At 59.2% G+C, this 25,647-nt stretch carries 25 protein-coding genes; 13 read left to right on the top strand and 12 right to left on the bottom strand.

The annotated features are described in order from the left end of the window. Positions 1-39 precede the first annotated feature (39 nt). On the bottom strand, positions 40-681 hold the full coding sequence (gene pcp / locus HMPREF1267_RS04945; RefSeq protein ID WP_023028600.1) for a pyroglutamyl-peptidase I: 642 nt from the start codon (positions 679-681) through the stop codon (positions 40-42). 119 nt (positions 682-800) lie between these two features. Then, positions 801-1,919, bottom strand: a complete 1,119-nt coding sequence (locus tag HMPREF1267_RS04940) for a thermonuclease family protein (RefSeq protein ID WP_023028599.1) — start codon at positions 1,917-1,919, stop codon at positions 801-803. A 455-nt stretch (positions 1,920-2,374) separates the two neighbouring features. Here HMPREF1267_RS04940 and HMPREF1267_RS04935 point away from each other — a divergent pair, with 455 nt between their 5' ends. Then, positions 2,375-3,736: a dicarboxylate/amino acid:cation symporter gene (locus HMPREF1267_RS04935; RefSeq protein ID WP_005280065.1), complete on the top strand. Its 1,362-nt coding sequence runs from the start codon at positions 2,375-2,377 to the stop codon at positions 3,734-3,736. Between the two features lie 45 nt (positions 3,737-3,781). Here the strand turns inward: HMPREF1267_RS04935 and HMPREF1267_RS04930 are convergent, their stop codons facing one another. The 3 genes from HMPREF1267_RS04930 to ychF all read right to left on the bottom strand — a co-directional run bounded on the left by HMPREF1267_RS04930 (position 3,782) and on the right by ychF (position 6,718). Next, the gene (locus tag HMPREF1267_RS04930) at positions 3,782-4,654 is read right to left on the bottom strand and encodes a cation diffusion facilitator family transporter (protein WP_023017705.1); all 873 of its coding nucleotides are present in this window, start codon (positions 4,652-4,654) and stop codon (positions 3,782-3,784) included. Positions 4,655-5,000: 346 nt separating this feature from the next. Beyond that, positions 5,001-5,534 (bottom strand): type 1 glutamine amidotransferase domain-containing protein, encoded by a 534-nt coding sequence (locus tag HMPREF1267_RS04925; protein WP_005282146.1) that lies wholly within the window; start codon positions 5,532-5,534, stop codon positions 5,001-5,003. Positions 5,535-5,632: 98 nt separating this feature from the next. After that, on the bottom strand, positions 5,633-6,718 hold the full coding sequence (gene ychF, locus HMPREF1267_RS04920; RefSeq protein WP_005280062.1) for a redox-regulated ATPase YchF: 1,086 nt from the start codon (positions 6,716-6,718) through the stop codon (positions 5,633-5,635). Positions 6,719-6,747: 29 nt separating this feature from the next. Between ychF and HMPREF1267_RS04915 the strand changes: the two genes are divergently transcribed. From HMPREF1267_RS04915 to HMPREF1267_RS04905, 3 genes are all read left to right on the top strand, one after another. After that, on the top strand, positions 6,748-8,235 hold the full coding sequence (locus HMPREF1267_RS04915; RefSeq protein WP_034653586.1) for an AI-2E family transporter: 1,488 nt from the start codon (positions 6,748-6,750) through the stop codon (positions 8,233-8,235). A gap of 36 nt (positions 8,236-8,271) precedes the next feature. Next, positions 8,272-9,342 (top strand): DNA recombination protein RmuC, encoded by a 1,071-nt coding sequence (locus HMPREF1267_RS04910; protein WP_023028598.1) that lies wholly within the window; start codon positions 8,272-8,274, stop codon positions 9,340-9,342. Between the two features lie 65 nt (positions 9,343-9,407). Next, positions 9,408-10,211: a DUF6542 domain-containing protein gene (locus HMPREF1267_RS04905; RefSeq protein ID WP_232215106.1), complete on the top strand. Its 804-nt coding sequence runs from the start codon at positions 9,408-9,410 to the stop codon at positions 10,209-10,211. Positions 10,212-10,288: 77 nt separating this feature from the next. On the opposite strand, the gene HMPREF1267_RS04900 is transcribed toward HMPREF1267_RS04905, so the two are convergent. Then, on the bottom strand, positions 10,289-11,239 hold the full coding sequence (locus tag HMPREF1267_RS04900) for a 4-hydroxy-3-methylbut-2-enyl diphosphate reductase (protein WP_023017701.1): 951 nt from the start codon (positions 11,237-11,239) through the stop codon (positions 10,289-10,291). A 153-nt stretch (positions 11,240-11,392) separates the two neighbouring features. On the opposite strand from HMPREF1267_RS04900, the gene xseA reads away from it, so the two are divergent. Genes xseA through HMPREF1267_RS04885 form a run of 3 tightly spaced genes read left to right on the top strand, consistent with a single transcriptional unit; the run spans position 11,393 to position 13,317 of the window. Then, a complete protein-coding gene (xseA, locus tag HMPREF1267_RS04895; RefSeq protein ID WP_023017700.1) occupies positions 11,393-12,634 on the top strand; it encodes an exodeoxyribonuclease VII large subunit in 1,242 nt (413 codons plus the stop codon). A 24-nt stretch (positions 12,635-12,658) separates the two neighbouring features. Then, on the top strand, positions 12,659-12,937 hold the full coding sequence (locus HMPREF1267_RS04890; RefSeq protein ID WP_005280052.1) for an exodeoxyribonuclease VII small subunit: 279 nt from the start codon (positions 12,659-12,661) through the stop codon (positions 12,935-12,937). After that, positions 12,937-13,317: a hypothetical protein gene (locus tag HMPREF1267_RS04885; RefSeq protein ID WP_005280051.1), complete on the top strand. Its 381-nt coding sequence runs from the start codon at positions 12,937-12,939 to the stop codon at positions 13,315-13,317. Before HMPREF1267_RS04890 ends, HMPREF1267_RS04885 begins: the two co-directional genes overlap by 1 nt. Here the strand turns inward: HMPREF1267_RS04885 and HMPREF1267_RS04880 are convergent. Then, a complete protein-coding gene (locus HMPREF1267_RS04880; RefSeq protein ID WP_034666895.1) occupies positions 13,301-13,870 on the bottom strand; it encodes a DUF4245 domain-containing protein in 570 nt (189 codons plus the stop codon). The genes HMPREF1267_RS04885 and HMPREF1267_RS04880 overlap by 17 nt on opposite strands. 217 nt (positions 13,871-14,087) lie before the next feature. Here HMPREF1267_RS04880 and glpX point away from each other — a divergent pair, with 217 nt between their 5' ends. The 4 genes from glpX to HMPREF1267_RS04860 all read left to right on the top strand — a co-directional run bounded on the left by glpX (position 14,088) and on the right by HMPREF1267_RS04860 (position 19,015). Then, on the top strand, positions 14,088-15,101 hold the full coding sequence (gene glpX, locus HMPREF1267_RS04875) for a class II fructose-bisphosphatase (protein WP_023017698.1): 1,014 nt from the start codon (positions 14,088-14,090) through the stop codon (positions 15,099-15,101). 108 nt (positions 15,102-15,209) lie between these two features. Continuing rightward, a complete protein-coding gene (locus tag HMPREF1267_RS04870) occupies positions 15,210-16,610 on the top strand; it encodes a class II fumarate hydratase (RefSeq protein WP_023017697.1) in 1,401 nt (466 codons plus the stop codon). Positions 16,611-16,829: 219 nt separating this feature from the next. Further along, positions 16,830-17,453 carry a TetR/AcrR family transcriptional regulator gene (locus HMPREF1267_RS04865; protein WP_023017696.1) on the top strand — a complete coding sequence of 208 codons (624 nt, stop codon included), beginning with the start codon at positions 16,830-16,832 and terminating at the stop codon, positions 17,451-17,453. Further along, the gene (locus HMPREF1267_RS04860; protein ID WP_023017695.1) at positions 17,447-19,015 is read left to right on the top strand and encodes an MDR family MFS transporter; all 1,569 of its coding nucleotides are present in this window, start codon (positions 17,447-17,449) and stop codon (positions 19,013-19,015) included. The genes HMPREF1267_RS04865 and HMPREF1267_RS04860 overlap by 7 nt, the downstream gene beginning before the upstream one ends. Before the next feature lie 176 nt (positions 19,016-19,191). Here HMPREF1267_RS04860 and HMPREF1267_RS04855 read toward each other — a convergent pair whose 3' ends face one another. The 4 genes from HMPREF1267_RS04855 to HMPREF1267_RS04840 form a co-directional block, all read right to left on the bottom strand. After that, positions 19,192-19,770, bottom strand: coding sequence for a GNAT family N-acetyltransferase (locus HMPREF1267_RS04855; protein ID WP_005280037.1), 579 nt, complete (start codon positions 19,768-19,770; stop codon positions 19,192-19,194). 78 nt (positions 19,771-19,848) lie between these two features. After that, positions 19,849-21,213, bottom strand: coding sequence for a PhoH family protein (locus tag HMPREF1267_RS04850; RefSeq protein ID WP_023017693.1), 1,365 nt, complete (start codon positions 21,211-21,213; stop codon positions 19,849-19,851). Between the two features lie 238 nt (positions 21,214-21,451). Further along, entirely contained in the window at positions 21,452-22,051 is a 600-nt protein-coding gene (locus HMPREF1267_RS04845) for a hypothetical protein (protein WP_311197646.1), read from the bottom strand. A 154-nt stretch (positions 22,052-22,205) separates the two neighbouring features. Further along, on the bottom strand, positions 22,206-22,880 hold the full coding sequence (locus HMPREF1267_RS04840) for a LysR family transcriptional regulator substrate-binding protein (protein ID WP_023017691.1): 675 nt from the start codon (positions 22,878-22,880) through the stop codon (positions 22,206-22,208). Between the two features lie 77 nt (positions 22,881-22,957). Here HMPREF1267_RS04840 and HMPREF1267_RS04835 point away from each other — a divergent pair, with 77 nt between their 5' ends. After that, positions 22,958-23,320: a DUF5997 family protein gene (locus tag HMPREF1267_RS04835; protein ID WP_023028596.1), complete on the top strand. Its 363-nt coding sequence runs from the start codon at positions 22,958-22,960 to the stop codon at positions 23,318-23,320. On the opposite strand, the gene glyA is transcribed toward HMPREF1267_RS04835, so the two are convergent. Then, positions 23,317-24,600, bottom strand: coding sequence for a serine hydroxymethyltransferase (gene glyA, locus HMPREF1267_RS04830; protein ID WP_023028595.1), 1,284 nt, complete (start codon positions 24,598-24,600; stop codon positions 23,317-23,319). The two genes, HMPREF1267_RS04835 and glyA, sit on opposite strands and share 4 nt — an antisense overlap. A gap of 118 nt (positions 24,601-24,718) precedes the next feature. Between glyA and coaA the strand changes: the two genes are divergently transcribed. Next, positions 24,719-25,645 (top strand): type I pantothenate kinase, encoded by a 927-nt coding sequence (coaA, locus tag HMPREF1267_RS04825; protein ID WP_023017688.1) that lies wholly within the window; start codon positions 24,719-24,721, stop codon positions 25,643-25,645. Positions 25,646-25,647 lie beyond the last annotated feature (2 nt).

Genomic DNA, 25,647 nt, shown 5'->3' with positions numbered 1-25,647 from the left:
ATCTATATTTGGGCGGAAAATTTCTCTAGCAAGGCCACCCTAAGCACTTTTCGCCACGGCACTAATCGCGCGCTCCACGCCCTGCACGACGTCCGTAAGCTCCAGCATCGGGCTGTTTTCCTTATTCTGCTCCTTAATAAACGGAACGTGGATAAATCCCGCCTTTACCTGCGTATCTTTGAAATGGTGCAACAGTCCATAGAGCAGGTGGTTGCAGACGAATGTTCCCGCCGTGGTCGAGACTTGCGCTGGAATCTCCGCCTCCTGAATCGCTGCAACCATTGCCTTGACCGGCAGGGTGGAAAAGTACGCGGCCGGGCCACCTTCAACCACTGGTTCATCGCTGGGCTGGTTACCAGCATTATCCGGGATAGAAGCATCCGCCAAGTTGATGCCCACCCGCTCCGGAGTGATATGGCCCCGCCCGCCGGCCTGTCCCAGGCAGACCACCGCGTCCACGTTTTCTTTCTCGGCCACAGCAATGGCCTGCTTCAGTGCTTCACCGAACACTGTTGGCACAGGATGCTTAATAATCTGCGCGCCACCGATTTCATCCGGCAAGCGATCCAGCGCGCGTTCCGTAGGGTTAATTTCTTCGCCACCAAAGGCATCAAAAGCAGTTACCAGAATCTTCATCATTCCAGTATGGCAGCTGACGGTGGCCCGCTGCTTTGATTTCACGCGGTCCTCTTAGTTTCCTCGTAGTGCCCCATCGCCCTTCGCGCTCACCGGCGGCGGCCTTTTAGCGGGGCGCTGTGCTCGCGGTGAGCGCGAAGGGCGGGGTGGTGAAAACTGAGCAGCTAACCGATTTGTTGCTTGGTCGTGCAATCAATCTTTGCGTAGGCACGGCCCTTCTTGTCCACGGAGGTAAAGGCGTAGTTGCCGCCGTATGCGCGACACCCGGTGTAGGTATCCACGCTCGGTGCCTTCTGCGGTTGCGGGGCCACGTACTGGCTTCCGGCCGTGTTTGAATTAGACCCTGCGGCGGGCGCTGTGGCGTCTACATGTGCAGCTTCTTCTGCCAGTCGCCTCTCGCGCTCGGCCTCTCGCTCCGCCGCTTCTCGCTCAGCCGCCTCCTGGCTCTCGCGCTCCCGTTCCCTTCGCTCCTCTTCTTTCGCCTTTTCCCGCTCGGCGGTCTCTACCTGTTCCTCAATTTCTTCTTCATGTTCAGATAGTTCCTTCTCCATCTGTTTTGCCAAGCGCTCTGGAGCTTCTGGATATGCGGCTTTTTGGAACTCACTGCGATCATCGCTACGTCCACGCAAGGCGTCCAACCCCTTCCGGGCAGCGTCGATCTGGGCCAGAGCCTTTGCGGCCCCACCGTCGTCGTCGCTGTCGATGTTGGCAGCAATAATTCCGATCCCAGCGGCAGCAGCCGTAGCACTTTTAGCTTGCTGAAGTGACTCTGCCATCTCTTTATCGCTGGATACTTGGCATTCATCGGAAACCCCGAAGACTCCCGTGCCCTTAGTCCGCGGCCCGCTTTCTGCTTCTTTTACCTCGTTATAGAACTTGCCATTAGCGCCAATCTTTTTGGCAACTGCAAGCCCCTCAGCAGCAATGTCTGCATTTACGAGATCGCCACCAAGAAAGACACCGGCTAACGTGTGCCCATACTTATCAGTCTTCTCCTCGTCGTATTCCAGTGTCACCTCGGTTCCTTGTGGCAATCGACCTTCGAGGTACTCCTTGGCTTCTTCCGCTAAGCACTCGCTGGGCTTCCCATTGCGCCCAATTTCGGGAGTATCGATATTGAGGAGTCGAACCCTTGTCTTTTCGCCATCAAGCATGACGTCTATGGTGTCGCCATCGATGACGCGATTAACCACTGCGCGCTCATCACTATTCGCTGCACCGACTCCCATCGACACCACGCCACCGAGTACGGCAACGCCAATTAATGGCTTTATCCAGCCCATGCCTCTACCTCCTGTAAAAGAAATAAGAGTAAAGGTACCAGGAGGTTCACGGGCTACCTATTGGGTACACCCAGCATCTTGTTTGCGCCATCCCCCTCTCCCCACCCTTCGCGCTTACGGGGGATAGGAGCGCTAACCGAAATGAGGCTCGCGGTGAGCGCGAAGGGCGGGTTACAGGATGAGGATTGAAGGGTGGGGTTGCAGGACAAGGGATGAAGCGCGGGATCGGCGGATGAGGATTGAGGGGCGCAGATTGAATGGCTCGGTGTGGGTAAGAGGGTACACCGGCGCTGAACTGCTTAGTCTACAAAGCAGTCTTAACGGCATCGCAGCTGGAAACGAGACCCTTTTCCTTGTGGTTTGACGCATGGAATAAAGTAAGACGGGTTGAAGTTGAACAGAACCGTACTAAGAAAATAGTCAGACCTGTTCAGTTGATTTCTAAAGGACGTTCTATGACACAAAAAGTTTCCTCTCGCTCCAAGCTCCCTAGCTGGGCAACAGGGTTTGGCGCGCAAGTCATTGCGGGCCTTATCATCGGCCTTATCCTGGGACTGATCGCATCTGGCATGGATACCGATCCTGATAATCCAGGGTGGCTGACCAATCTGCTCAGCGGTGTCGGTGGCGCCTATGTCCAGCTATTGAAGGTCATGGTTCCACCGCTCATCTTCGCCGCGGTGGTCACCTCTGTGGCTAACCTGCGCAAGGTTGCCAATGCCGCATCCTTGGCCGTTTCTACGTTGATGTGGTTCGCCATTACGGCGTTCTTCTCCGTCATCGTGGGCATCGTCGTGGCATTGGTCATGAAGCCCGGTGCTGGCGCGAGCGTCGATGCATCCGCTGCAAAGGATCCATCGAGCGTCGGTTCGTGGACTGCCTTCTTCGAGCAGCTGCTCCCTCAAAACTTCATCGGGCTTACGGCCTCTGCTAGCGATGGCGAAGTTACCCTCAACTTCGGTGCGCTTCAGCTGCTGGTTATTTCCTTGGCCATTGGCATTGCCGCCGTACAGACCGGTAAGGCAGCCGATCCGTTCTTGCACTTTACGGAGTCCTTCCTCAAGGTCATCCAGAAAGTCCTGTGGTGGATCATCCGCCTAGCACCGATTGGTACCGCAGCGCTTATCGGTAAGGCCGTTGCTACCTACGGTTGGGACGCACTTGGCTCGCTGGGCAAGTTCGTCTTGGCAATGTATGTGGGTCTGGCCATCGTCTTCGCCGTGGTCTACCCTGCAGTGCTGAAGTTCAACAATATTCCGGTCAAGGGCTTCTACAAGCGCATCTGGCCGGTAACCTCCTTGGGCTTTGTCACCCGTTCTTCCATGGGTGTTATGCCTGCAACGCAACGCTTTAGCGAACGGGCATTGGGCGTTCCCACCGAGTACGCTTCCTTTGCAGTACCACTCGGCGCTACCACGAAGATGGATGGCTGCGCCTCCGTCTACCCTGCTGTTGCTGCGATCTTCGTTGCGCAGTTCTACGGCGTAGACCTGGACTTCACGCAGTACCTGCTCATCATCTTCGTCTCCGTCATTGGTTCTGCTGCTACCGCAGGTACCACTGGCGCAACGGTAATGCTCACGCTGACCCTGTCCACGCTGGGACTGCCGTTGGCTGGCGTCGGTTTGCTGCTGGCCGTTGAGCCCATCATTGACATGGGCCGTACGGCGCTGAACGTCACGGGTCAGGCATTGTGCGCGACGGTCGTCGCCAAGCGCGCAGGCATCCAGAACCAAGAGGTGTGGGATGAAGCCGAAAATGGCGTCAAGCACATCATGGAGGAAGACTCCGACGAGGAAGTAAGCGTCAAGGCTTAATAAATCGCGAACGAAGGCCCAGGGCAGTACGCCTTGGGCCTTAATTTATTGCTGGAATGGAAGTGGGCGGCGATGCGCGACGCCGGCCGGCTCCACGTGGATAAACACGCTGCATCCGGGGAAAAGCTGGTCGAGGGCGACTTCGACGTCATCGGCAATCTCGTGCGAGTATAAAACGCTCCAGCTCGCCGGCACCTCCATGGTCAGGTAGACCATCCTTTGCCTGCCGGAGGCTACCGTGCGCCGATCCGTGAAGGTCACGGACTTTTCTTTTTCTAAGTCAGCCAAGAGATCCCAAATTTGATCCTGCTCTTCTTGAGGCAGGGCCTCAGAAAGCAGGCTACTGACGGACTCGCGCAAAATCTTAAATCCCGTCCACAAGATATTGATGCCAACCGCCAAGGCTACAAGCGCATCGAGCCACAACCAGCCCGTCAGATACACCGCAGCCATGCCGACGAGAACGCCGGCAGAGGTCCACACGTCAGTAATCAGGTGGTGCCCATCGGCATTCAGCGTCGCTGAACGATAGCGCTTTCCCGCCTTAATCAAGGCCAAGCCGACGCCCAGATTGAGCAACGAGGACAAGAGCGACAGCGCTAAGCCCCAGCCGCCTTCTTCAACGGGCTGGGGAGTAATGAGGCGCTGGATCGCGGTGTAGATGATGGCACCAGCGGCAAGGAAGATCATCGCGCCTTCTACCAACGCGGACACATACTCGGCCTTGCCGTGGCCAAAGTGGTGATTGTGGTCGGCAGGCTTGGCGGAAATGCGCAAGGCGCAATAGCCCGCGATGGCGGCTGCGAGGTTCACGAGGGACTCAAGGGCGTCAGAGAAGAAACCTACCGAGCCCGTTAGCCAGGCCGCCAGGGATTTCAAGATAATCGTCGCCACCGCCGCGGCGATGGACAACTTCATAAAGCGCTCTAAAATGCGCTGTTCAGAACTTAAAGAAGACAAGGCCTACTACTCTCCCTTCGGCAACCAAAATCAGTCCGAAGGTCTCGTTCGCATCAAAGGCATCGATGCTGAGTGGCCGGGCTTTTAGGCCAGTGTGTCGACCAGTCATCGCGGCGCAATAAGCGCCGTAGGAACTACTCCCCTTCTGGCTTCATAGGTTAGCAGACAGAGGGAAGGGGAAAAATACAGCCAAAGCCTGAATCTTCCCATGGGCCCTGCAGCCGCTAGAGACGAAAAACTCCCTACGAACCAGAAGGATTCTCACGCTCTGGCTCGTAGGGAGTAATTAAGGCTCTAGCCTAATTTAGTGCTGGCCCTCTGCGAACTCTTCAACCAACTTCGCGTTGAATGCAGGCAGGTCATCAGGGGTACGGGAGGAGACCAAGCCCTGGTCGCAGTGGACCTCTTCATCAACCCAGGTAGCACCTGCGTTGCGGAGATCGGTCTGCAGGGACGGGAAGGACGTCAAGGTACGGCCCTTGAGTGCTTCTGCATCGGCTAGGATCCAACCGCCGTGGCAGATGGCGCCCAAGGGGCGGTCCTCGCCCATGTGCTTGCGCACAATGCTAACGGCTGCCTCGTCCAAGCGGATGAGGTCGGCGTTATTGGTGCCGCCAGGCAAGATGATGCCGTCGAAGGTCTCACCCTCGGAGTCCTTGGTCGTAGCATCAACGTTAATTTCGGTACCGTTCTTGCCCGTAATGGTGCCGGCCTTAGGTGCCAATACCTTTACGGTGGCACCAGCCTTCTGCACGGCCTCCAGCGGAGAGGTCAGCTCGGAGTCTTCAAAGTCATTGGTAGCAATGATTGCGATCGTCTTGTTTTCTAGCTCAGCCATTATTATGACCTCCTTATTGTTGTTAAGTACGCAAATAGGATAACTCTAAATTCGCGCACTCGCCACGTCTACTCCCGCGACCTGCAACAAGCTAGGATTTAGCCACCGATCTTGAAGTCACACACGTCGCCATCGTGCATGATGTAGTCCTTGCCTTCTTGACGGACCTTGCCGTTGGCGCGCGCTTCGGCCATGGAGCCGGCGGCAACGAGATCGTCGAAGGAGACGATTTCAGCCTTGATGAACTTCTTTTCAAAGTCGGTGTGGATAACGCCAGCGGCCTGGGGTGCGGCGGCGCCTTGCTTAATGGTCCACGCGCGGGTTTCCTTTTCACCGGCGGTGAGGTAGGTCTGCAGGCCCAAGGTGGAAAAACCGGCCTTGGCCAAGGTAGCCAAGCCGGGCTCTTCTTGGCCTACTGCCTCGAGCAGCTCGCTTGCCTCGTCCTCATCCAGCTCCAAGAGCTCGGACTCGGTTTGTGCATCGAGGAAGACGCAATCTGCTGGGGCGACGAGCTGGCGCAGTTCGTCCTTCTTGGCGGCATCGGTAAGCACAGCCTCATCCGAGTTAAAGACATAGAGGAAGGGCTTAGCCGTCATCAGGTGCAGCTCGCGCACGAGGGAGAGATCGATCTCGCCGGTCTTGGCGGCGGCGAAGAGGGTACGGTCATCCTCCAGGATTTCCTGCGCCTTCTTGGTTGCCTCCACCACGGGTGCCAAGTCCTTATTCTTCCGGGCATCCTTTTCCAGGCGCGGCAGGGCCTTCTCGATGGTCTGCAGATCCGCCAGAATCAACTCCGTATTAATAACGGAAATGTCGTTGCCGGGATCTACCTGGCCATCGACGTGGATGACATTGTCATCAGAAAAGGCGCGGACCACCTGGCAGATGGCGTCGGCCTCGCGGATATTAGCTAGGAAGGCGTTACCCATGCCCTCGCCCTGCGAGGCGCCTGCGACGATGCCGGCGATATCCACGAAGGACACGGTCGCCGGCAAGATGCGCTCGGAATTGAACATCTTGGCGAGGGTGTCCAAACGGGGATCCGGCAGCTCCACCAAGCCGACATTGGGCTCGATGGTGGCGAATGGGTAGTTGGCCGCCAGGATTTCGGAACGGGTCAGGGCATTAAACAAAGTGGACTTGCCCACATTGGGCAAGCCGACGATTCCTAGTGTAAGACTCACGGGGCTAATCCTAACGCACCTACCACGTTATGAGGCAAGATGGTGGGGTGAGTTCTGATAAGCAACCAAAACCCGAAAAGCCGCAGGCAAGCCCGGGCGATAAATTGGACGGTGACTTCGACACCAGCCAATTGGACGATGTATCGCCACATCCCCCGGGCAATCAGGTCGATCGCTCCGTCATCGCGGGCGAAATGGTGAAGTCGACCTCCCTGTGGGCCGTACGCCTGTTGATCATCGGCGTGTTCCTTTTTGCGATCTATCACGTCCTAGGCAGCTTCTGGCAAGGCATCCTCCCGGTGCTCTTGGCCCTTATTATCTGTACCGTCTTAAACCCCATCGCGCGGTGGATGCGCACAAAGGGCCTACCCGCGGGCTTGGCGGCGATTACGACGATCCTTATCTCCTCGGCCGCGGTCGGCGGGCTCATCGCCTCAGTGGCGCCGGACTTTATGCGGCAATCCCAGTCGCTCTACCTGCAAACGGTCTCCGGCATTCAGCAGCTGCAGCTATGGGCCCAGGGCCCGCCCCTGAACCTCGATAGCGACGATATGAGCACCTATATCGACGAGGCCGCGGGCTGGCTGCAGGAGCGCGCCGGCGTAATTGCTGGGTCGGTATTTACGGGCATCGGTAATGCCACCTCATTTTTCATCACGGTATTCATCGTCTTGGTGCTCACCTTCTTCTTCCTGAAAGACGGCGCCAAGTTCCTGCCGTGGCTGCGCGATGCCACCGGCCGGCGCGCGGGCTGGCACCTTACTGAATTGCTCACGCGCGCTTGGAATACCCTGGGCGGATTCATTCGGGCACAGGCGGTGGTCTCGCTTATCGATGCCATCTTTATCGGCCTCGGCCTCGTTCTCATCGGCGTGCCCTTGGCGATGGCCCTGGCAATCATCACCTTCATCGCCGGCTTCATCCCGTTTGTCGGCGCCATCGTCTCTGGCGCGCTCGCGGTCGTTATCGCCTTGGTGTCTTTGGGCTTTACCCAAGCCCTGTTGGTCCTGGGCCTTGTCCTTTTGGTCCAGCAGCTTGAAGGCAATGTACTCTCGCCGTGGCTGCAGGCAAAGGCCATGAACCTGCACCCGGTTATTGTTTTGGTCTCCGTCATCGTCGGTTCCGCGCTCTTTGGGCTCATCGGTGGATTCCTGGCCGTGCCGACCGCCGCCATGATCGCGGTGGCTTATCGCTACGTGCAGGACATGATGAAGCTGCAATCCGGGGAAAAGCACTCCTCCGAGCTCAACTACTCCACCGTCGCGGGCTATCTCATCGGCCGCTATACCGAAGAGCAGGCACAATACAAGCGCGAGCAGTGGCGCAAGGTCCCAGAACACGCCAACCCCGATATCGCAGGCGCCGACGCCGCATCCGATGGCGCGTCTAACACCCTGGATGATTCCGTCGACGTCGATTCCACCCCGGAAGACTATGACGATCCGAGCATGCGCTCCAACCTGCGCCGGGCGCGGGATGCCTTCGAAAATCTTTTGAACGGAGATTCGAATAAATAGTCAGGCGTGTCCGCGCCGCGTGCCATAGTGGATCCCATGACTTCCACTTTGCCCGTGCTGCTGCTGTTCATCGGTCTCTTATTGGGCGCCGTGCTGGGGTGGTTGGCCCACTCCCATTCGGCGTCTCGCTCCACGCCGAGCGAGGAGCACCGGGCGCTGCAGGAATCGCAGCGCCGCCAGGCCGAGCTGCAACCGCTAGAAAAGGCCATGGATAGGCTGGGATTCCAGTTACAAGAACTGGAAGAAGACCGCACCGCCCACTTGGCCTCACTATCCAGCCAAGTGCAGGCGGTGACCCGCACCTCGTCCCGGCTCACGGAGCGCACGGATCAGCTCGTTACCGCGTTGCGCTCGCCCAATGTGCGCGGCCGGTGGGGCGAGATTCAGCTAGAGCGCGTCGTCGAACTCGGCGGCATGACAAGGCACGTGGACTTCGATTCCCAAGTTTCAGCTCCCCTAAACGGCCGCATCGTGCGCCCGGATATGCTCATCAACTTGGCCGGCGGCAGGCATATCATCGTCGATGCCAAGGTCCCGTTTTCTTCCTACCTCGACGCGCTAGAAACCGAGGATCCAGAAGAACACGCTGGCTACCTGCGCCGCCACGCGCACCAGCTGCGCAGCCACATCCAGGCGCTGTCCCACAAGGACTATATTGAGGCCTTCCAGCCCACCCCGGAATTCGTGGTGCTTTTTGTGCCCGCGGATCCCTTCCTCGATGCGGCGCTGTCGGTCGATCCTGAGCTCATCGAGTTTGGTTTTGAACGCAACGTCGTCATCGCCACCCCGAGCTCGCTCTTCGCGCTCTTGCGCACGGTGGCCATGGGATGGCACCAGGAAGATATTTCCGCCAAAGCAAAAGAAGTCCAGCGCCTAGGCCGCGAGCTCTATTCGCGGCTCAATACGCTCTCGGAGCACTACGGCAAGGTGGGCCAGAGCCTCGAAAAGGCAGTGGAGGCCTATAATTCCACGCTCTCTTCGCTGGATTCGCGGGTGGGCGTGACCGCCCGCAAGCTCCACGAAATGGAGATTCCCGGCCGCACAAACCGGGCGCCTCGCGAGCCCTCCCCCATTGATACGTGGCCGCGCGGGACAAATTATTCCTAAATTCTAGGCGGTTTCACTGCGTGGATATAGCCATTGGCCCGCGCCAGGCGGTAGGATTTTGCGACGTGTCACTAGCCAAACAACGAAAGCCTACCGCCGCGCAACGCCTAAGCATGCCGAGCATCTCGCTACTGAAAGGCCTTGGGCTATTGGCGGCACTTTTGATCACCGGCGCATTGATTTCCATTCTTGCCGGCTCCATAGGCTGGATGTACTTTGCCTTCCTCATCATCAGCTCGCTACTCATAGCGCTCATCGTTGAGGAGCGGGGCTTATTCCTGTCCATCGCGTCCATCCCCATCTTCTACGCGGTAACCGTGGTGACGGCGGGAATCGTCATCACCAAGTCCAATGCCCCGGAAGGCACCAGTTTTTCTAAGACGTCGCTGCTGACCTCCGTGTACCCGATGGTCCAGAACTTCCTGTGGTTGCTTATCGCGGTCCTCGGCGCGGCTGCAATCGGCATCATTCGTTGGATGCGGTTCCGCAAGACCGCCCAGCGCGCCGTCAACCAGCAAAAGGTATCGCGGCGCGCGGACATGAAGCGGGACCGCCAAAACCGCGCTGAGCGGCTCTCCGTGGCGGAGCTCATGGCGCGCGATAGAACCGAAAACGGACAGGTTCAGTCCCCACGCGCCTCCCGCCGCAGATCGCATGCACAGGCGCAACCGCCGCAGGATCGCATCCGCGGACGCGACCGAGAAGAGCGCCGCCGCGAGCAACAGGCAGAACGCGAAAATCGCTTGCAGCCGGATCCGAACCGGCGCGCGGGGGACGTGATACCACCGGCTCCCGAACGAGGCCCCTCCTCTTCAGCAAAAGACGAGGCTGCCAAGAAGCAGCGGTGGGACGATAATCTCTATGAGTAAATAAAACCGTGAGCTCCCGGCGCTCTTTACGAGGCCGCGGGGCTCACGGTTTTTCGTTGCCTCTAGGCGGTTACGCGCTAGGTGCGCGCGGGGCGCAGGTCGCGCGGCAGCGCGAAGGTGATGGATTCGGTGGAGGTGGTCACTTGCTCCACGTCATTAAAGCCGCGATCATCCAAGTATTCGAGCACCTCGCGCACCAAAAGCTCTGGCACGGAGGCGCCACAGGTCACGCCAACGGTCGCTACGCCGTCAAGCCATGCTTCATCGATTTCTTCGGCAAAATCCACCAAGTGGGAGTCGCGCGAACCCGCCTCGAGTGCTACCTCTACCAGGCGCACCGAGTTGGACGAGTTCTTAGAACCCACCACGATCATCAGATCGCACTTCGGCGCGATGGCCTTGACGGATTCTTGCCGGTTTTGGGTGGCGTAGCAAATATCATCTGACGGCGGGTTTTGCAGGTGCGGAAAACGCTCGCGCAGCTTATTGACGATGACTACGGTCTCATCCACCGAGAGCGTGGTCTGCGAAAGCCAAATGAGCTTTTCATCCTGCAGGTAATCCGGCAGCTTGTCCACGCCGTCGATACCATCGACCAGGTGCGTAACATCGGGGGCCTCGCCCGCGGTGCCTTCTACCTCTTCGTGGCCTTCGTGGCCCACGAGGAGGATGTGGTAGCCATCGCGCTCAAAACGCTGGGCCTCCTTGTGCACCTTGGTCACCAAGGGGCAGGTGGCATCCAGGGTCAGTTGCTTGCGCTCTTGCGCCTGATTGCGCACCGCCGGGGAAATGCCGTGGGCGGAAAAGACGAGGTGGGCACCCTCTGGGGCCTCGGCGGCCTCTTCAACGAAGATGACTCCGCGCTTGGCCAAAGATTCAACGACATAACGGTTGTGGACGATTTGCTTGCGCACATAAATGGGTGCGCCGTATTTTTCTAGCGCCTTTTCTACGGTCTCGACGGCGCGGTCCACTCCAGCGCAGTAACCGCGCGGTGCCGCGAGGAGAACATTTTTACCATCAGTCATGCCTCCCAGAGTATCGAAAGGTAAAGCAAAACAATAGTAAGGCCTATCCAGCAGGGAAAGCGCCCATCTAGGCCACCCAAGCGGGGCGCCACGGGCCCTGAGCACCTACACTAAAAGGCACTGTATGGCGCTGTACAAGGAAAGGGTGGCTGCGTGAACCAACCGGCAAATACTCCAGAGACCCCGTGGCCCGTGGGCCAGGTCAATGACCAGGTGAAGGGATGGATCGAGCGCCTAGGATACCTGTGGGTGGAAGGCCAGTTAACGCAGATTAATTACAAGCCCACCTGGAAGCTGTCCTATCTCACCCTGCGCGATGTCCAGCAGGAAAAGTCGGTGCAATTGACTTGCTCGTCCTCAATGCTGCACAACTTGCCCACGCCGCTAAAAGATGGCGACCGCGTCATCGTGCACGGCAAGCCCGCCTTTTATGCCGGCCGCGGATCCTTTTCCCTGTGGACCACGGAGATCCGGCACGTAGGCATCGGCGATTTGTTGGCGCGCATCGAAAAGCTACGCGCGCAGCTTGCCGCAGAAGGCCTCTTTGATCCCGCGCGCAAGCGCCCGCTTCCCTACCTCCCGCAGAAAATCGGCCTGATTACAGGCCGCGGTTCTGCCGCCGAGCGCGATGTCATGGCGGTTGCCCGCGACCGGTGGCCGGCCGTGCAATTCCGCGTCATTAATACTGCGGTCCAGGGGGCGAATACCGTCCCCGAGGTGATTTCCGCCCTGCAGGAGCTCGACGCCGATGCGCAGATCGATGTCATCATCATCGCCCGCGGTGGCGGTTCCGTCGAAGACCTCCTGCCCTTTTCTGAAGAAGCCCTGCAACGCGCCGTCGTGGCCGCAAGTACCCCGGTGGTCTCCGCGATTGGCCACGAGCCGGATAGCCCGGTGCTCGATAACGTGGCGGATCTGCGCGCGGCTACCCCGACGGACGCCGCCAAGCGCGTGGTCCCGTCGGTAGCAGAGGAACGCGCGGTCATCGCTGAGGCGCGATCCCGCATGGCGGCGGCCTTGCGCGGCTGGGTGGAACGTGAGCGCCGTGGATTGAATAATATCCGCTCGCGCCCGGTGCTGGCCGATCCGATGACGCCCATCCGCGCCCGCCGCGAGGAGGTCGAGCGCATGCGCACGAGTATGCGCCGCGAGCTGCGGGTGCTGCTGGATCGCGAGACCCGGCACGTGGAGTCCCTGCGCGCGCGGGTTTCTGCTTTGGGGCCTTCCGCCACGCTTGCCCGTGGGTATTCTATTGTCCAGGTCTTGCCCAAAAATGGCAGCGATCCGGAGGTCGTCAGCTCTTATGAGCAATCACCGCCCGGCGCGCAATTGCGAATTCGCGTGGGCGATGGTTCCATCACCGCCGTGTCCATGGCCTCCCAGGCCGCCGATTAGCCAGAAATAGTAGGAGAATTGCTGATGTCAGATGAAACCATTGGTTCCGGCCAGCCGGGCCAGGATGCCTTTACTCCCGTAGAGGAGTTGAGCTACGAGCAGGCGCGCGATGAGCTCATTGAGACCGTCAAGATTTTAGAGCTCGGCCAGATGGGCCTGGACGAGTCCCTGAAGTACTGGGAGCGCGGCGAGGCGCTTGCCCGCACGTGCGAGTCCCACCTGGATGGCGCCTCCAAGCGCGTGGAAGATGCCCTAGAGAAGGCAGAAAACAACGAGCAGCAGGCCGAGGAGGGTGAAGAGTAGTGCAGATTTATGGTTACCCGGGAAAGCGGATTGATTTCGTATCCAAATCGGCATCGGCAGGCTCCATCATGGGCGGCGATTCCCGCGCGCTGGTAGAGGAGTTCTTCGGGCCGGCGCATACCAGCACCCAGGTTTCGGGCACCGAGGAGGAACTCAGCTACTTTTCCCGGTCCATCGTGCTGCTGCTTGCCGATGCCCACGTGGTCCAAGTCTCCATCTACCCGCAGCGTTCTCAGCGCGAGCGCGTGGATGTCTACCTAGAAAAGACGCGGCTGAGCGGCCTGGATGCCGCTGGCTTAGAAGAAGCCACCGGTAATACTGAAGGAATCACGGTGGAAGCGGACTCTGAGGGGCTCAGCGAGGTTACTTTCCGCTTATAGGCTTGGCCTTGATAAAGGCCTCGGTGGCGGCGGCGAATTCTTCATCGGGGGCCGCGCCAGAGATGATGAGGCGGGCATCGCCCAGGTCAACAATCCACAAGCGGCGCACCGAATCGTCATCGCTTGCCAGCACGCGCACCTGGTGGCCGGCTACCTCGCGCGTAGAGTTCAGCCCGCGGTAGTTCGCATCGTATTTTTCGCCCGCGTCTTCTGCAGAAACCTGCGTTTGGGTGGATTCCACGTAGTTTCCGTCCGCAGTCAGCCAGCTGACGACGGTGGCTGTCTCGCCGCCTAGCTGCGAGCGGCGGGCCGCATTGGCCTGCCAGCCTTCAGGCATCTGGGGATCTCGGATGGCGCCAATACCGGCGCGGGCCTGCGTATCCAGGAAGGTCTCCTCGTCTACCTCTTGGACTGGGCCTTGCGCTGTTTCCGGATTGACCGAGCAGAGCCCGGTCGCGCCCACCACGAGCAACATCATGACGACCACTACGGAAAGGGACAAAATGATGTCGCGAGCGCCTTCGAAAATCTTCGGTCTTTGTTCTGCTGCCACGCGCCTTAGTATCGCATGAGCCGCCGTGAAAGTGCCACATGCCTCCCGCGTGCGCACATTCGCGCCGTTAATGCCGCCAATAACAAGGAAAATCCCCACAAAAGGGGCCCCAAATCGGACCTATTGGCGCCAAAAAGTGCCAGAATAGGAAAAGTAGAACACTAAGCGCGTGGGAATTACCCCCACGGTGAGAACACATGGAAGGCAACCACTACACATGTCCGAAAATACTTCTTATTTGCCCGACCGTAACTTGGCCATGGAGCTGGTGCGCGTGACCGAAGCCGCCGCCTTGGCCTCTGGCCGCTGGGTTGGTCGTGGCATGAAGAATGAGGGCGATGGCGCGGCAGTCGATGCCATGCGCAAGCTGATTAACTCCGTGGCGATGAAGGGTGTCGTCGTCATTGGTGAGGGCGAAAAGGATGAGGCCCCGATGCTCTTCAACGGCGAAGAGGTCGGCACCGGTGAGGGTGCGGCGATGGACATCGCCGTGGATCCCGTGGACGGCACGCGGTTGATGGCTGAGGGCCGCCCCAATGCCATTTCCGTGATCGCCGCCGCTGAGCGCGGCACCATGTATGACCCGTCCGCGGTCTTCTACATGGAAAAGATCGCCGTGGGCCCAGAAGCCGTCGGTTCCATCGATATCAACCAGTCCGTGCAGTGGAATATCGAGTCCGTGGCCAAGGCGAAGGGCCTGCGCACCGCGGATGTCACCGTGGTGGTTTTGGACCGCCCGCGCCACGAAAAGCTCATCCAGGAGATCCGCGAGGCTGGCGCCAAGGTGCGCCTCATCATGGACGGCGATGTGGCAGGCGCCATCGCTACCTGCCAGGATTCCAACTCCATCGACATGATGATGGGCATTGGCGGCACCCCTGAGGGCATCATCACTGCCTGCGCCATGCGGTGCATGGGCGGCGAAATCCAAGGCAAGCTGTGGCCAAAGGATGAAGAGGAAGCGGAAAAGGCCCGCGCCGCCGGACACGACCTGGATAAGGTCTTGGGCACCAATGACTTGGTCTCCTCCAAGAACTGCTACTTCGCCGCCACCGGCGTGACCAACGGTGACATGCTGCGCGGTGTCTCCTACCGCAATAATGGTGCCTCCACCCGTTCGCTGGTCATGCGCTCCAAGTCCGGCACCATTCGCTACGTCGATTCCTTCCACAAGCTGGCTAAGCTGCAGGAATACTCCGTCGTGGACTACTCGGACCCCACCAAGAACTAAACCTCACCCCCAAATGGCGGGGCGGGCTCGGGCTTTTCGCGCTCTAGTTTTTAGCTTTTCGCCATACTGGGGGTAGACGCACACATTCAATTAACCGAGGTGATTTTCATGACCGAATACCGTACCGAACATGACACTATGGGCGAGGTTAAAGTTCCCGCCGATGCCCTGTGGCGCGCACAAACTCAGCGCGCGGTAGACAACTTCCCCATCTCCGGCCGCGGCCTGGAAGATGCGCAGATCCGCGCGCTCGGCCTGCTCAAGGCTGCATGCGCACAGGTCAATAAGGATTCCGGCAGCCTGGATGCGGAAAAGGCAGACGCCATTATCGCCGCTGCGAAGGAAATCGCAGAAGGCAAGCACAACGATGCCTTCCCCATTGACGTCTTCCAGACCGGTTCCGGCACCTCGTCCAATATGAACACCAACGAGGTCATCGCTTCCCTGGCACATAAGCAGGGCGTCGAGGTTCACCCGAACGATGACGTCAACATGGGCCAGTCCTCCAATGACACCTTCCCCACCGCTACCCACGTAGCGGCCACGGAAGCAGCCGTCAATGACCTCATCCCGGGCCTGAAGGTCCTGCACGAGTCCCTGACCAAGAAGGCGAAGGAATTCGCGGACGTCGTCAAGGCCGGCCGCACCCACCTCATGGACGCCACCCCAATCACCTTGGGCCAGGAGTTCAGCGGCTACGCCCGCCAGGTGGAGCTCGGCATCGAGCGCATTGAGGCTACCCTCCCGCGCTTGGGCGAGCTCGCCATCGGCGGTACCGCAACCGGTACCGGCCTGAATACCTCCGCTGAGTTCGGCGGCAAGGTGACCGAGGAGCTCAAGAAGCTCACCGGCGTTGAGAAGCTGAAGGAAGCAGAAAACCACTTCGAGGCACAGGCTAACCGCGATGGCCTCGTAGAGTTCTCCGGCGCCATGCGCTCGGTGGCCGTGTCCTTCAACAAGATTGCCAATGACCTGCGCATGCTGGGCTCCGGCCCGCTGACCGGCCTGGCAGAAATCCACCTGAAGGACCTGCAGCCTGGTTCTTCCATCATGCCGGGCAAGGTCAACCCGGTTATCCCTGAGGCGGTTACCATGGTGGCCGGCCAGGTCGTGGGCAATGACGCAGCCGTTGCCTTCGGCGGCGCACAGGGCCAGTTCGAGCTCAACGTCTTCATCCCGATGATGGCGCGCAACGTGCTCGAGTCCGCTCGCCTGCTGGCCAACTCCGCCCGCGTCTTTGCTGAGAAGTGCGTCGACCACATCGAGGCCAACGAGGAGCGCATGAAGCACTTCGCGGAGTCCTCCACCTCCATCGTGACCCCGCTGAACTCCGCCATCGGCTACGAGAACGCCGCCAAGGCCGCAAAGCACGCACTCAATGAGAAGATCACCGTCCGCCAGGCCGTTATCGACTTGGGCTTTGTTGACGGCGAGAACCTCACCGAGGAAGAGCTGGACAAGCGCTTGGATGTATTGAGCATGACCAACCGCGAGCGCGACAATATCTAATCTCAGCCGCTTTTAGCGCTGTAACCCCGCTCGGAAATCACTTCTGAGCGGGGGTTTTCGCATGCCTCGACGCGCTTCCCAGGCATGGCAAGCGCGGGTAAAGAAAGGGGCATCGGCAAGCGCAGGCTGTGAACTACAACATAGATTCAGCGTACACATCTACAAAATCACCCATTTTGCACTTGGTGCAAGTTTGCACCGAGTGTAAAGTTGCATTTTGTGCAAGAAGAACTATCACTACGCGAGCAGAAACGCCTAGAAACGCGGCTACGCATTGAGGATGCCGCCACCGAATTGGTGGATAAGCATTCCTTTGGCGAGGTCACTATTGAAGAGATCTGCGAACTAGCCGGTATTTCTCGGCGCACGTTTTTTAATTATTTCGATTCGAAGGAATCCGCCGTGCTTGGGGCGCCAAGCGCTGACTTCACCGCGGAAATGCGCGAGTATTTCCTCCACGAGCCCACCACCAACATCATGGAGCTCGTCCTTAACCTGGTTGAGCAGCACATGGAGGGCCATCACGTTAATCCCACGATTCGGGAGCGACGCAAGCGCATTGCTAATGACCCAGAGGCGGCCGCCGCCTCCATTAGCCGCAAGCGGGCGAAATCCATCGAGCTTATTGGGCTCATTGAGGAGCGCCTTGACTGGGAACCGGAACTGCGCGTCCTCGAGGACCATTCCACGGCAACGGAGGCCATGGTCATCGCCGGAGTGGTCCGCGAGGCCCTCTGGCTTTCCATCGCCGCCCCCGATAGCGATTGCAGCGACGCCCTGAGTTCGCGTCTGAATGATTCACTGACTTTGATTAATGATGTTATGAAAGGAATCCGATGGTAGATACAGCCGAAAAGGCTCCTGCGCAGGGCCAGTCGCGGGCGGATAACCTGGGGCTCATTTTCTCTGCGCTAGTGCTCACCATGTTGATGAGCTCGCTGGGCCAGATGATTTTCTCTTCCGCTTTGCCAACGATTGTTGGTGAGCTTGGCGGCGTTGACCACATGAGCTGGGTCATCTCCGCATTCCTTGTCACCATGACCATCGCCATGCCGATTTCCGGCAAGCTGGGTGACATGCTGGGCCGCAAGTGGCTCTACATTGGCGGCATCGCCGTCTTCGTCGTGGGCTCCGCCATCGGCGGTTTCGCCGATTCCATGACGGTGCTCATCATCGCCCGCGCCGTGCAAGGCTTTGGCGCTGGGTTCATGATGATCTCCTCACAGTCCATCATCGCCGAGGTCACCTCCTCCCGTGAGCGTGGCAAGTTCATGGGCATCATGGGCGGCGTCTTCGGCCTGTCCTCCGTCCTTGGCCCCGTCTTGGGCGGCTGGTTTACTGATGGCCCCGGCTGGCGCTGGGGCATGTGGATGAATATCCCGCTCGGCCTGCTGGCCATGGTGGTCTGCATCCTGGTACTCAACCTGCGTGTGGGTCAGGCCGATATGAAGCGCTTTGACTGGCTCGGCGCCACCTTCATCGCCATTACCACCGCCTCCCTTATCCTCATGACCACCTGGGGCGGCACCGAGTATGACTGGGATTCCTCCATGATCCTCACCCTCGGCGCCATCACCCTCGTCGGTGCGATCATTACCATCATCGTGGAATTGCGCGCTGCCGAACCACTCATCCCGGTTCGCCTGTTCAAGAATCGCAATATGGCCCTGACCACCCTATCCGGCGTCATCTTGGGCCTGGCCATGTTTGGGGTGCTGGGCTATATGCCCACCTACTTGCAGATGGTCCATACCCTATCGCCCACCAGCGCTGGCCTGATGATGATTCCGATGATGATTGGCCTTATCGGCACCTCTACCGGCGTCGGCTTCATCATCGCCCGCACCGGCCGCTACAAGATTTACCCGCTTGTCGGCCTAGCCATTACCGCAGGCGCCCTGTTCTGGATGTCCCGCCTATCGGTAGACACGTCCCTCATTCAGCTCGGCTTCGAATTCCTTGCCTTCGGCATTGGCCTGGGCATGGTCATGCAGGTGCTCGTGCTCATTGTTCAGAACTCCTTCCCACTGTCCCAGGTGGGCACGGCTACCGCGGCGAATAACTTCTTCCGCCAGATCGGTTCTGCCCTGGGCGCTTCCCTGGTTGGTTCCATGTTCATCAACAACATGCAGGATGAGATGGCCAACCGCCTGCCGCAGGCCATCCAGCAGCTGGGCCCCGAGGGCGCGGCCTATGCTGAGAAGTTCAATAGCGCCAATGGCAATGCCAATAGCCTCACCCCGGATATGGTCTCTTCCCTGCCAGAGCCCCTCGAGCAAGCGATCCTCAATTCCTATAACGATGGCCTCACCCCGGTCATCGCGCTGATGGTTCCGCTCGTCATCGTCGCCCTACTCGTCCTGCTTCCCCTGCGCGAAGAGCGCCTGAAGGAGACGATCGATTAGGGGAGCTGCATGCGCTGCGCGAAAGCCTGCCGCTTGCCGATGCTCCCATCGAGTCCGCCCTCGCCTACCCAACCGGCGGCCTCGCGAAGTAGAAAACGACCAAAGGCCGTAGCGACCGAGATTATTAATTCCCTCGGCAGCGCTACGGCCTTCGTGGTTACGAGGCACGGTTGTATTTAGCGGTTCTTTTCCTCCGGCTTGGGAAGCAGGAGTTCGTAGACATCGGTATCGCGCCACTGACCGGCCAACTCGCCATAGGTCATCTTGGCCATGTGGGAGTAGGTGCCGACCTTTTCAAAGCCGCGGGACTTGTGAAGGCCCGCAGAGCCTTCATTTTCTGGGAAGATCCAGGAGTGAATGGCCCACTTGTGCAGGTCCTTGCACACCTCAATGAGGCAATCGAGCAAGGCCCCGGCAATGCCACGGCCTTGGGCATCAGATCCCAAGTAGATGGAATCCTCCACGACGCCGTGGAAGACGGTGCGCGAGGAAATCGGGGCGGCCGAAACCCACCCCAATACCTTGGAATCATCGTCCGCCTCAACGGCTACGTGCACCGAAGCCATGATCTTGGAATTCGTAAACTCCTCGTAGGTCAAGGAACGGGTCTCATAGGTGGCATGGCCGGTTTGCAGGCCCTGCTCGTAGATCTCCCGCATCTGCGGGTAATCGGCCGACGTGAAGGGCCGGATACGGAAATCCTTTTTCTTTTCGTCCGCAGACGTTTGCTTGGCGTTCTCGCTCATAGGCACCATTATTACTGGTCTTGGGTGATTTTTGCCATATAAATTTGATTAAATTCGCTGTCTGCGAACACGCTTTCATCCCTCCCCTTAGCCATTGCCCTCCAACAGATCCGTTACCAGCTCCGCAATGGCAGAGCGCTCCGAACGCTGAAGGGTAATGTGTGAGAAGAGCTCATGGCCCTTGAGCTTTTCGATGACCGCCTGTACCCCATCGTGGCGGCCCACCCGCAGGTTATCGCGCTGGGCAACGTCATGGGTGAGTACTACTCGCGAGCCTTCCCCCAAGCGCGAGAGCACGGTAAGCAAAACATTGCGCTCCAGCGACTGCGCCTCGTCCACGATAACGAAGGCATCGTGCAAAGAACGGCCGCGAATATGGGTCAGTGGCAGGACCTCGATGAGCCCACGCTCGTGGATCTCCTCCAGGACATTGTCAGAGACTAGACCTTCCAAGGTGTCATAGACCGCCTGGGCCCACGGGTTCATCTTCTCTGATTCGGAGCCCGGCAGGTACCCCAGCGATTGCCCGCCGACGGCGTACATGGGCCGGAAGACCACGATGCGGCGGTGCTCACCGCGCTCTAAGACCGCCTCCAAGCCGGCGCATAAGGCCAGCGCGGATTTGCCGGTGCCTGCCCTACCGCCGATGGACACGATGCCAACCTCCGGGTCCAACAGGAGATCGAGGGCGATGCGCTGTTCCGCCGAACGACCCTGCAGGCCAAAGGCATTTCGATCGCCGCGTACCAGGCGCATCGCCCCGTCCGGCATGATGCGGCCCAGGGCAGATTGCGCTCCGGCAACCAAGGTGATGCCGCAGTGCACCGGCAGGTCTTCCACTGGGGTGTCATCGTCCGTGACGGCCCCATCGAGCAGCACTTCCCCATCGCTGTAGAGGGCATCGATGACATCCGTGGTGGTATAGGCGGTGGCCATACCGGAGTACCCGGTCAAAATGACATCCTGGGCGTGGTATTCATCGGCCTGCACGCCTACGGCGCCGGCCTTAACGCGCAGCGGTACGTCCTTGGTCACTAGGACCGTGTCCTTGCCCTCGTGCGCGAGGTTCAAGGCGCAGGCCAAGATGCGGTGGTCTCCTTCCGGACCGCGGAATGCGGCCGGCAAGAGCGACTGATCTTGGTGGTTGAGCTCTACCCGCAAGGTACCGCCGGCCACGTTGACCGGAACGGGTTGGTCAAGCGCCTCATAGGTAGCGCGCAGCTCTTCCAAAAAGCGAAGAGCTTGGCGGGCGAACCAGCCAAGCTCCGGGTGATGACGTTTTCCTTCCAATTCAGAGATAACCACGACGGGAAGGACGACCTCGTGTTCGGCGAATTTTCGCAGCGCCCACGGGTCAGATAATAAGACCGAGGTATCAAGGACGTAGGTCTTGGTAGCGACGTCATTTTCCGTGGTGCCTAGTGGAGTAGAAAGTACAGAGGGGCGAGTCATGGTGGCAGGAATCTTCCTTTGCGAAACGGTAGAAAGCTGTTCTTCCTTGTCTATCTCCCCCAGGACCGCTAATGATCGCGATCCTTTAGGGGTTGCCACCCAACCTAAGCACCCAAGGTTGAAATCACATGGGTGGAAGATGAACTTTAAGAAAACGACAAATCCCTGCGGGAAAACCCGCAGGGAAAGTGACGAGAGTGTTCGGCGTGCCGCTTGGGCAGGCGCCGAATTTTAGCCTTTAGGCCTCGATATCAGCCTTGAATTGGCCGTCTTCACCCTCGGTCCAGGAGATGGTGCCGTTGCTAAACTCTTGGGTCCAGCCGTTTGCGTCGGTTGCGTCAGCCTCTGGGTTGGTAGGCAGGCCAACGGAGGCGTCGAGGCCGCCCTCGTTGACCCAGGTCTCAGCAATCTTGCCGATGACCGGCTGTGCGCCAGTCTCCTCAGAGTAGACCAAGTACTTGCCACCCTCGAAGGTAGCCAGGGTGCCCTTATCGGAGGACTCTACGCTCTGCACGTCGCCCCACTCAGCCTGCTTTTCCTCGATGGCGGCGGCGAGGTCAGCCGGAACTTCTTCCTCGCCATTTGCGGTGGTGATGGTCTGGGTATCGCCCTTGGCGCCCTCTGCATTATCGTCCTTAGAGCCGGTTGCCTCTGCGGCAGCGGAACCAGCGGCATCGGTGGCATCGGATGCGGCAGAACCAGCAGCATCCGAGGCGTCTGCGGCTACGGAGCCAGCGGCATCCTTTGCGTCATCGGCGGCGTCCTCTGCATCCGAGCATGCAACGAGAGCAACGGAGAGGGTTGCGGCCGCGAAGCCACCTGCGATACGACGAGTCATCTTGCGCATTTCTAGATCTACCTTTCGATTTTCAGCCGAAAATTAGTTCACTGTAGTTTTAGGCCGCCGTTGAGGCGAGCGCAGCCCACCGTAGACCCCAAGTGCACTATGCCGCCACTCTGTGCACCGAGGTTTGCGCGGTTCAGGCTTCAGTTCATCGCCGTTTGCGCTGCTTAGGGCGTTTCTTTTGTTTTTGTAACGGATTGTTAACAATCCTTCGAGACTGTTTGGCTTTAGCTTTTTCACGGGCCGTGCGCTTCGGCTTTTCCTGCCTAGAGGAGCGGGCGGTACGCCCCTTAGCGATGCCCACAAAGTCCTGAATTGCCTCGCTATCCTCCGCCTTTCGCCAGACCAAGGCAATTTCGGTGACCGGCACCTCGCTGCCCTTCAGCGCAAGCGGAACCACCTGTTTCTTGCTGAGGATTTTTAGCAGCGGCAGCGGTGCGATGGCGATGCCCACATTGGCCGCGACCACCTGCAGGGCCTCGCGCACGGCGGCGATATCGACCTCACCGGCATCGGTGAGGCGGTAGTTGAGGTGTTCATCGGAGACATCGGCAAGCGCCAGCGCCTCGCCCACCTCCGCATAGACGGAGTCCTTTGGAACCGCAACGCCGGGGGCCTCCTCATAGAGGCGGACCACGTGGAAGGAGTCATCCAGGCGCGCATCTGGCAAGCGGGTCAGCGCCACATCCGCGTGCCCGGCGAGCAATTCCGCCATGCCGTCATCCGCATCGACGGTGGATAAACCGCCGTGGGCAGTATTGTCCTGAAATCTCTGAAACCATTTTCCAGGTTGCGTACCGGTAACAAAGGCTAAGCGCAGCATGGAGCACAGTCTACTGAAAGTGCTACGGTTAAACCGTGAGTGAACAACATAACCAACAGCAACCGTCCGGTACCGCGATGCGCGCGCAGACCGCCGCTAAGAAGCTAAATATCTATCTGCCCGCCGCCCCCGAGGAATTTCAAAATAGTGCAGTAAGCCACGAGGAACTGCGCGAGCTGCAGCACAATCCCCCGCAGTGGCTGCAAACACTGCGCCGCGAAGGCCCCCACCCCCGGCAGGAAGTTGCCCACAAACTGGGCATTTCCGTTACCGCGCTAAAGAAGAATGACATGGATAAGCCGCTGACCACCGCGGAAATCAGCGAGCTTTTGGAAAAGCAGCCGGAGTGGCTGCAGCAAGCCCGCGCCACGCTAGCGCAGGCTCGCGGCCACGACGTCCACAAGGACGCCGCAGAGGATTCCTCAGAAGATAAGGACTAAACCAGCTTCCAGTCCTCGAGGCCCTCATACAGCGGGTAGTCCTCGGCGATCTTATCGACGCGCCGGCGAAGTGCCTCGACATCGGCATTATTGCCCTGCGCCAAGGCGGTACCGATGACATCGGCAACCTCGGTGAAGGCTTCCGCATCGAGGCCACGAGTGGCCAAGGCGGAGGTGCCGATGCGCAGGCCCGAGGTGACCATCGGCGGGCGAGGATCGTTCGGGACCGCATTGCGGTTGACGGTGATTCCTACCTGGTGCAGGAGATCTTCTGCCTGCTGACCATCGAGCTGCGAATTGCGCAGATCCGCCAGGACGAGGTGGACATCGGTGCCGCCGGAGACGACGTCGACGCCAGCTGCCTGTGTATCTTCCGCCAAGAGGCGATCAGCCAGAATGCGGGCACCCTCGAGGGTGCGCTCCTGGCGCTCCTTGAATTCCTCGCTGGCCGCAATCTTCATGGAAATGGCCTTTGCCGCCACCGCGTGCATCAGCGGTCCACCCTGCTGGCCGGGGAAGACATTGGAGTTCAGCTTCTTTGCGTATTCCTGCTTGGCCAAGATCATGCCGGAGCGCGGACCGCCCAAGGTCTTGTGCACGGTGGTGGAGACGATATCGGCGTGCTCTACCGGGTTCGGGTGCAGGCCCGCGGCAACCAGACCCGCGAAGTGGGCCATATCAACCCACAGGTAAGCGCCCACCTCATCGGCGATTTCGCGGAAGGCCGCGAAATCCAGGGTGCGCGGGTAGGCGGACCAACCGCCGATGATAACCTTTGGCTTCTCCTTAATTGCCTGCTCGCGCAGCTTATCCATGTCCACGCGCATGGTCTCTGGGTCCACGCCGTAGGCTGCGACATCGTAAAGCTTGCCGGAGAAGTTCAACTTCATCCCGTGGGTCAGGTGCCCACCGTGGGCCAAGGACAGGCCGAGGATCTTATCGCCCGGTTCCGCGATGCTGGCCAGGACTGCGGCATTAGCCTGCGCGCCGGAGTGTGGCTGCACGTTAGCAAATTCCGCGTTGAAGAGCGCCTTCGCACGGTCGCGGGCGAGATCCTCAACAATATCGACGTGCTCACAGCCGCCGTAGTAACGACGCCCCGGGTAGCCCTCGGCGTATTTATTGGTCAAGACAGAACCCTGTGCCTGCAGGACGGCGCGCGGCACGAAGTTCTCAGAGGCGATCATTTCCAGGGTTTCACGCTGGCGGGAGATTTCTCCCTGGATAGCGCCGAAAACATCTGGGTCAAGATCGCGCAGGTCAGTATTGAAAGAAGCCATATAAGACTAGTCCTCTTCTCGGTAGGAAGCAGTATGAGCCATTACATATCATAACCTTTCGGCTACCTTACAGGGGCAAATTTTTCATTCCCTTGTTACGGCGTGCGACAATTAAGCCATGGCGCGCAACCTGGATTCGAGCCCCTACCTCGACTTTGACCGTGAAACCTGGCGTGAACTACGCAAATCGATGCCGCAGGTGCTGACAGAAAACGAGCTTGAAGAACTTCGCGGCATCGGTGACCGCATTGATTTGGACGAGGTCGCAGACGTCTATCTCCCCCTCTCCCGCCTTATCCACATGCAGGTCACCGCCCGGCAGCAGCTCACCGCCGCCACCGAGGCCTTTTTGGGCAACCCGCCCACGCACGTGCCCTTCGTCATTGGCGTGGGCGGTTCCGTGGCCGTGGGTAAATCCACCACCGCCCGCCTCCTCCAGGTGCTCTTGCAGCGCTGGGACTCGCATCCGAAGGTGGATCTGGTTACCACGGACGGATTCCTCTTTCCCACCCAAACGCTTAAAGAGCGCGGTCTAATGAAGCGCAAGGGTTTTCCCGAATCCTATGACCGCCGCGCGCTCATGCGCTTTGTCACCGACGTCAAGTCCGGAAAGCCCGTGGTCAAGGCGCCACTGTATTCGCATATCACCTATGACATCGTCAAAGATCGCTACCAAGAGGTCAACCAGCCCGATATTCTGATTTTGGAGGGCCTCAACGTCCTTCAGACCAGCCCCACCCTCACCATTGCGGATCTCTTTGATTTCTCCGTCTACGTCGATGCCCGCACGGACGATATTGAGCAGTGGTACATCGATCGCTTCCTCACGCTGCGCAATACCGAATTCCGCCGGCCGAATGCGCACTTCGCCGCCTATGCGGATATGGATGATGAGCAGGCGCGCGCCCAAGCCCGCGAAATTTGGCAATCCATTAACCTGCCGAACCTGGTAGAAAACATCCTGCCCACCCGCGTGCGCGCCTCGTTGGTATTGAAAAAGGGCTCGCATCACCTCGTTGAAAAGGTACGAATGCGAAAAATTTAGCC

The organism is Corynebacterium sp. KPL1824, from assembly GCF_000478095.1.
Classification (GTDB): domain Bacteria; phylum Actinomycetota; class Actinomycetes; order Mycobacteriales; family Mycobacteriaceae; genus Corynebacterium; species Corynebacterium accolens.
Note: the sequence above shows the minus strand (reverse complement) of the source record. Positions and strands in the feature narration are given on the sequence as shown.

Coding starts and splice junctions, on each gene's coding strand:
- HMPREF1267_RS04940 (WP_023028599.1), bottom strand. CDS start 1,919: ATGGGCTGGATAAAGCCATTAATTGGCGTTGCCGTACTCGGTGGCGTG.
- HMPREF1267_RS04935 (WP_005280065.1), top strand. CDS start 2,375: ATGACACAAAAAGTTTCCTCTCGCTCCAAGCTCCCTAGCTGGGCAACA.
- HMPREF1267_RS04930 (WP_023017705.1), bottom strand. CDS start 4,654: ATGAAGTTGTCCATCGCCGCGGCGGTGGCGACGATTATCTTGAAATCC.
- HMPREF1267_RS04925 (WP_005282146.1), bottom strand. CDS start 5,534: ATGGCTGAGCTAGAAAACAAGACGATCGCAATCATTGCTACCAATGAC.
- HMPREF1267_RS04915 (WP_034653586.1), top strand. CDS start 6,748: ATGAGGCAAGATGGTGGGGTGAGTTCTGATAAGCAACCAAAACCCGAA.
- HMPREF1267_RS04910 (WP_023028598.1), top strand. CDS start 8,272: ATGACTTCCACTTTGCCCGTGCTGCTGCTGTTCATCGGTCTCTTATTG.
- HMPREF1267_RS04900 (WP_023017701.1), bottom strand. CDS start 11,239: ATGACTGATGGTAAAAATGTTCTCCTCGCGGCACCGCGCGGTTACTGC.
- HMPREF1267_RS04890 (WP_005280052.1), top strand. CDS start 12,659: ATGTCAGATGAAACCATTGGTTCCGGCCAGCCGGGCCAGGATGCCTTT.
- glpX (WP_023017698.1), top strand. CDS start 14,088: ATGTCCGAAAATACTTCTTATTTGCCCGACCGTAACTTGGCCATGGAG.
- HMPREF1267_RS04870 (WP_023017697.1), top strand. CDS start 15,210: ATGACCGAATACCGTACCGAACATGACACTATGGGCGAGGTTAAAGTT.
- HMPREF1267_RS04860 (WP_023017695.1), top strand. CDS start 17,447: ATGGTAGATACAGCCGAAAAGGCTCCTGCGCAGGGCCAGTCGCGGGCG.
- HMPREF1267_RS04855 (WP_005280037.1), bottom strand. CDS start 19,770: ATGGTGCCTATGAGCGAGAACGCCAAGCAAACGTCTGCGGACGAAAAG.
- HMPREF1267_RS04850 (WP_023017693.1), bottom strand. CDS start 21,213: ATGACTCGCCCCTCTGTACTTTCTACTCCACTAGGCACCACGGAAAAT.
- HMPREF1267_RS04845 (WP_311197646.1), bottom strand. CDS start 22,051: ATGACTCGTCGTATCGCAGGTGGCTTCGCGGCCGCAACCCTCTCCGTT.
- HMPREF1267_RS04840 (WP_023017691.1), bottom strand. CDS start 22,880: ATGCTGCGCTTAGCCTTTGTTACCGGTACGCAACCTGGAAAATGGTTT.
- HMPREF1267_RS04835 (WP_023028596.1), top strand. CDS start 22,958: ATGCGCGCGCAGACCGCCGCTAAGAAGCTAAATATCTATCTGCCCGCC.
- glyA (WP_023028595.1), bottom strand. CDS start 24,600: ATGGCTTCTTTCAATACTGACCTGCGCGATCTTGACCCAGATGTTTTC.
- coaA (WP_023017688.1), top strand. CDS start 24,719: ATGGCGCGCAACCTGGATTCGAGCCCCTACCTCGACTTTGACCGTGAA.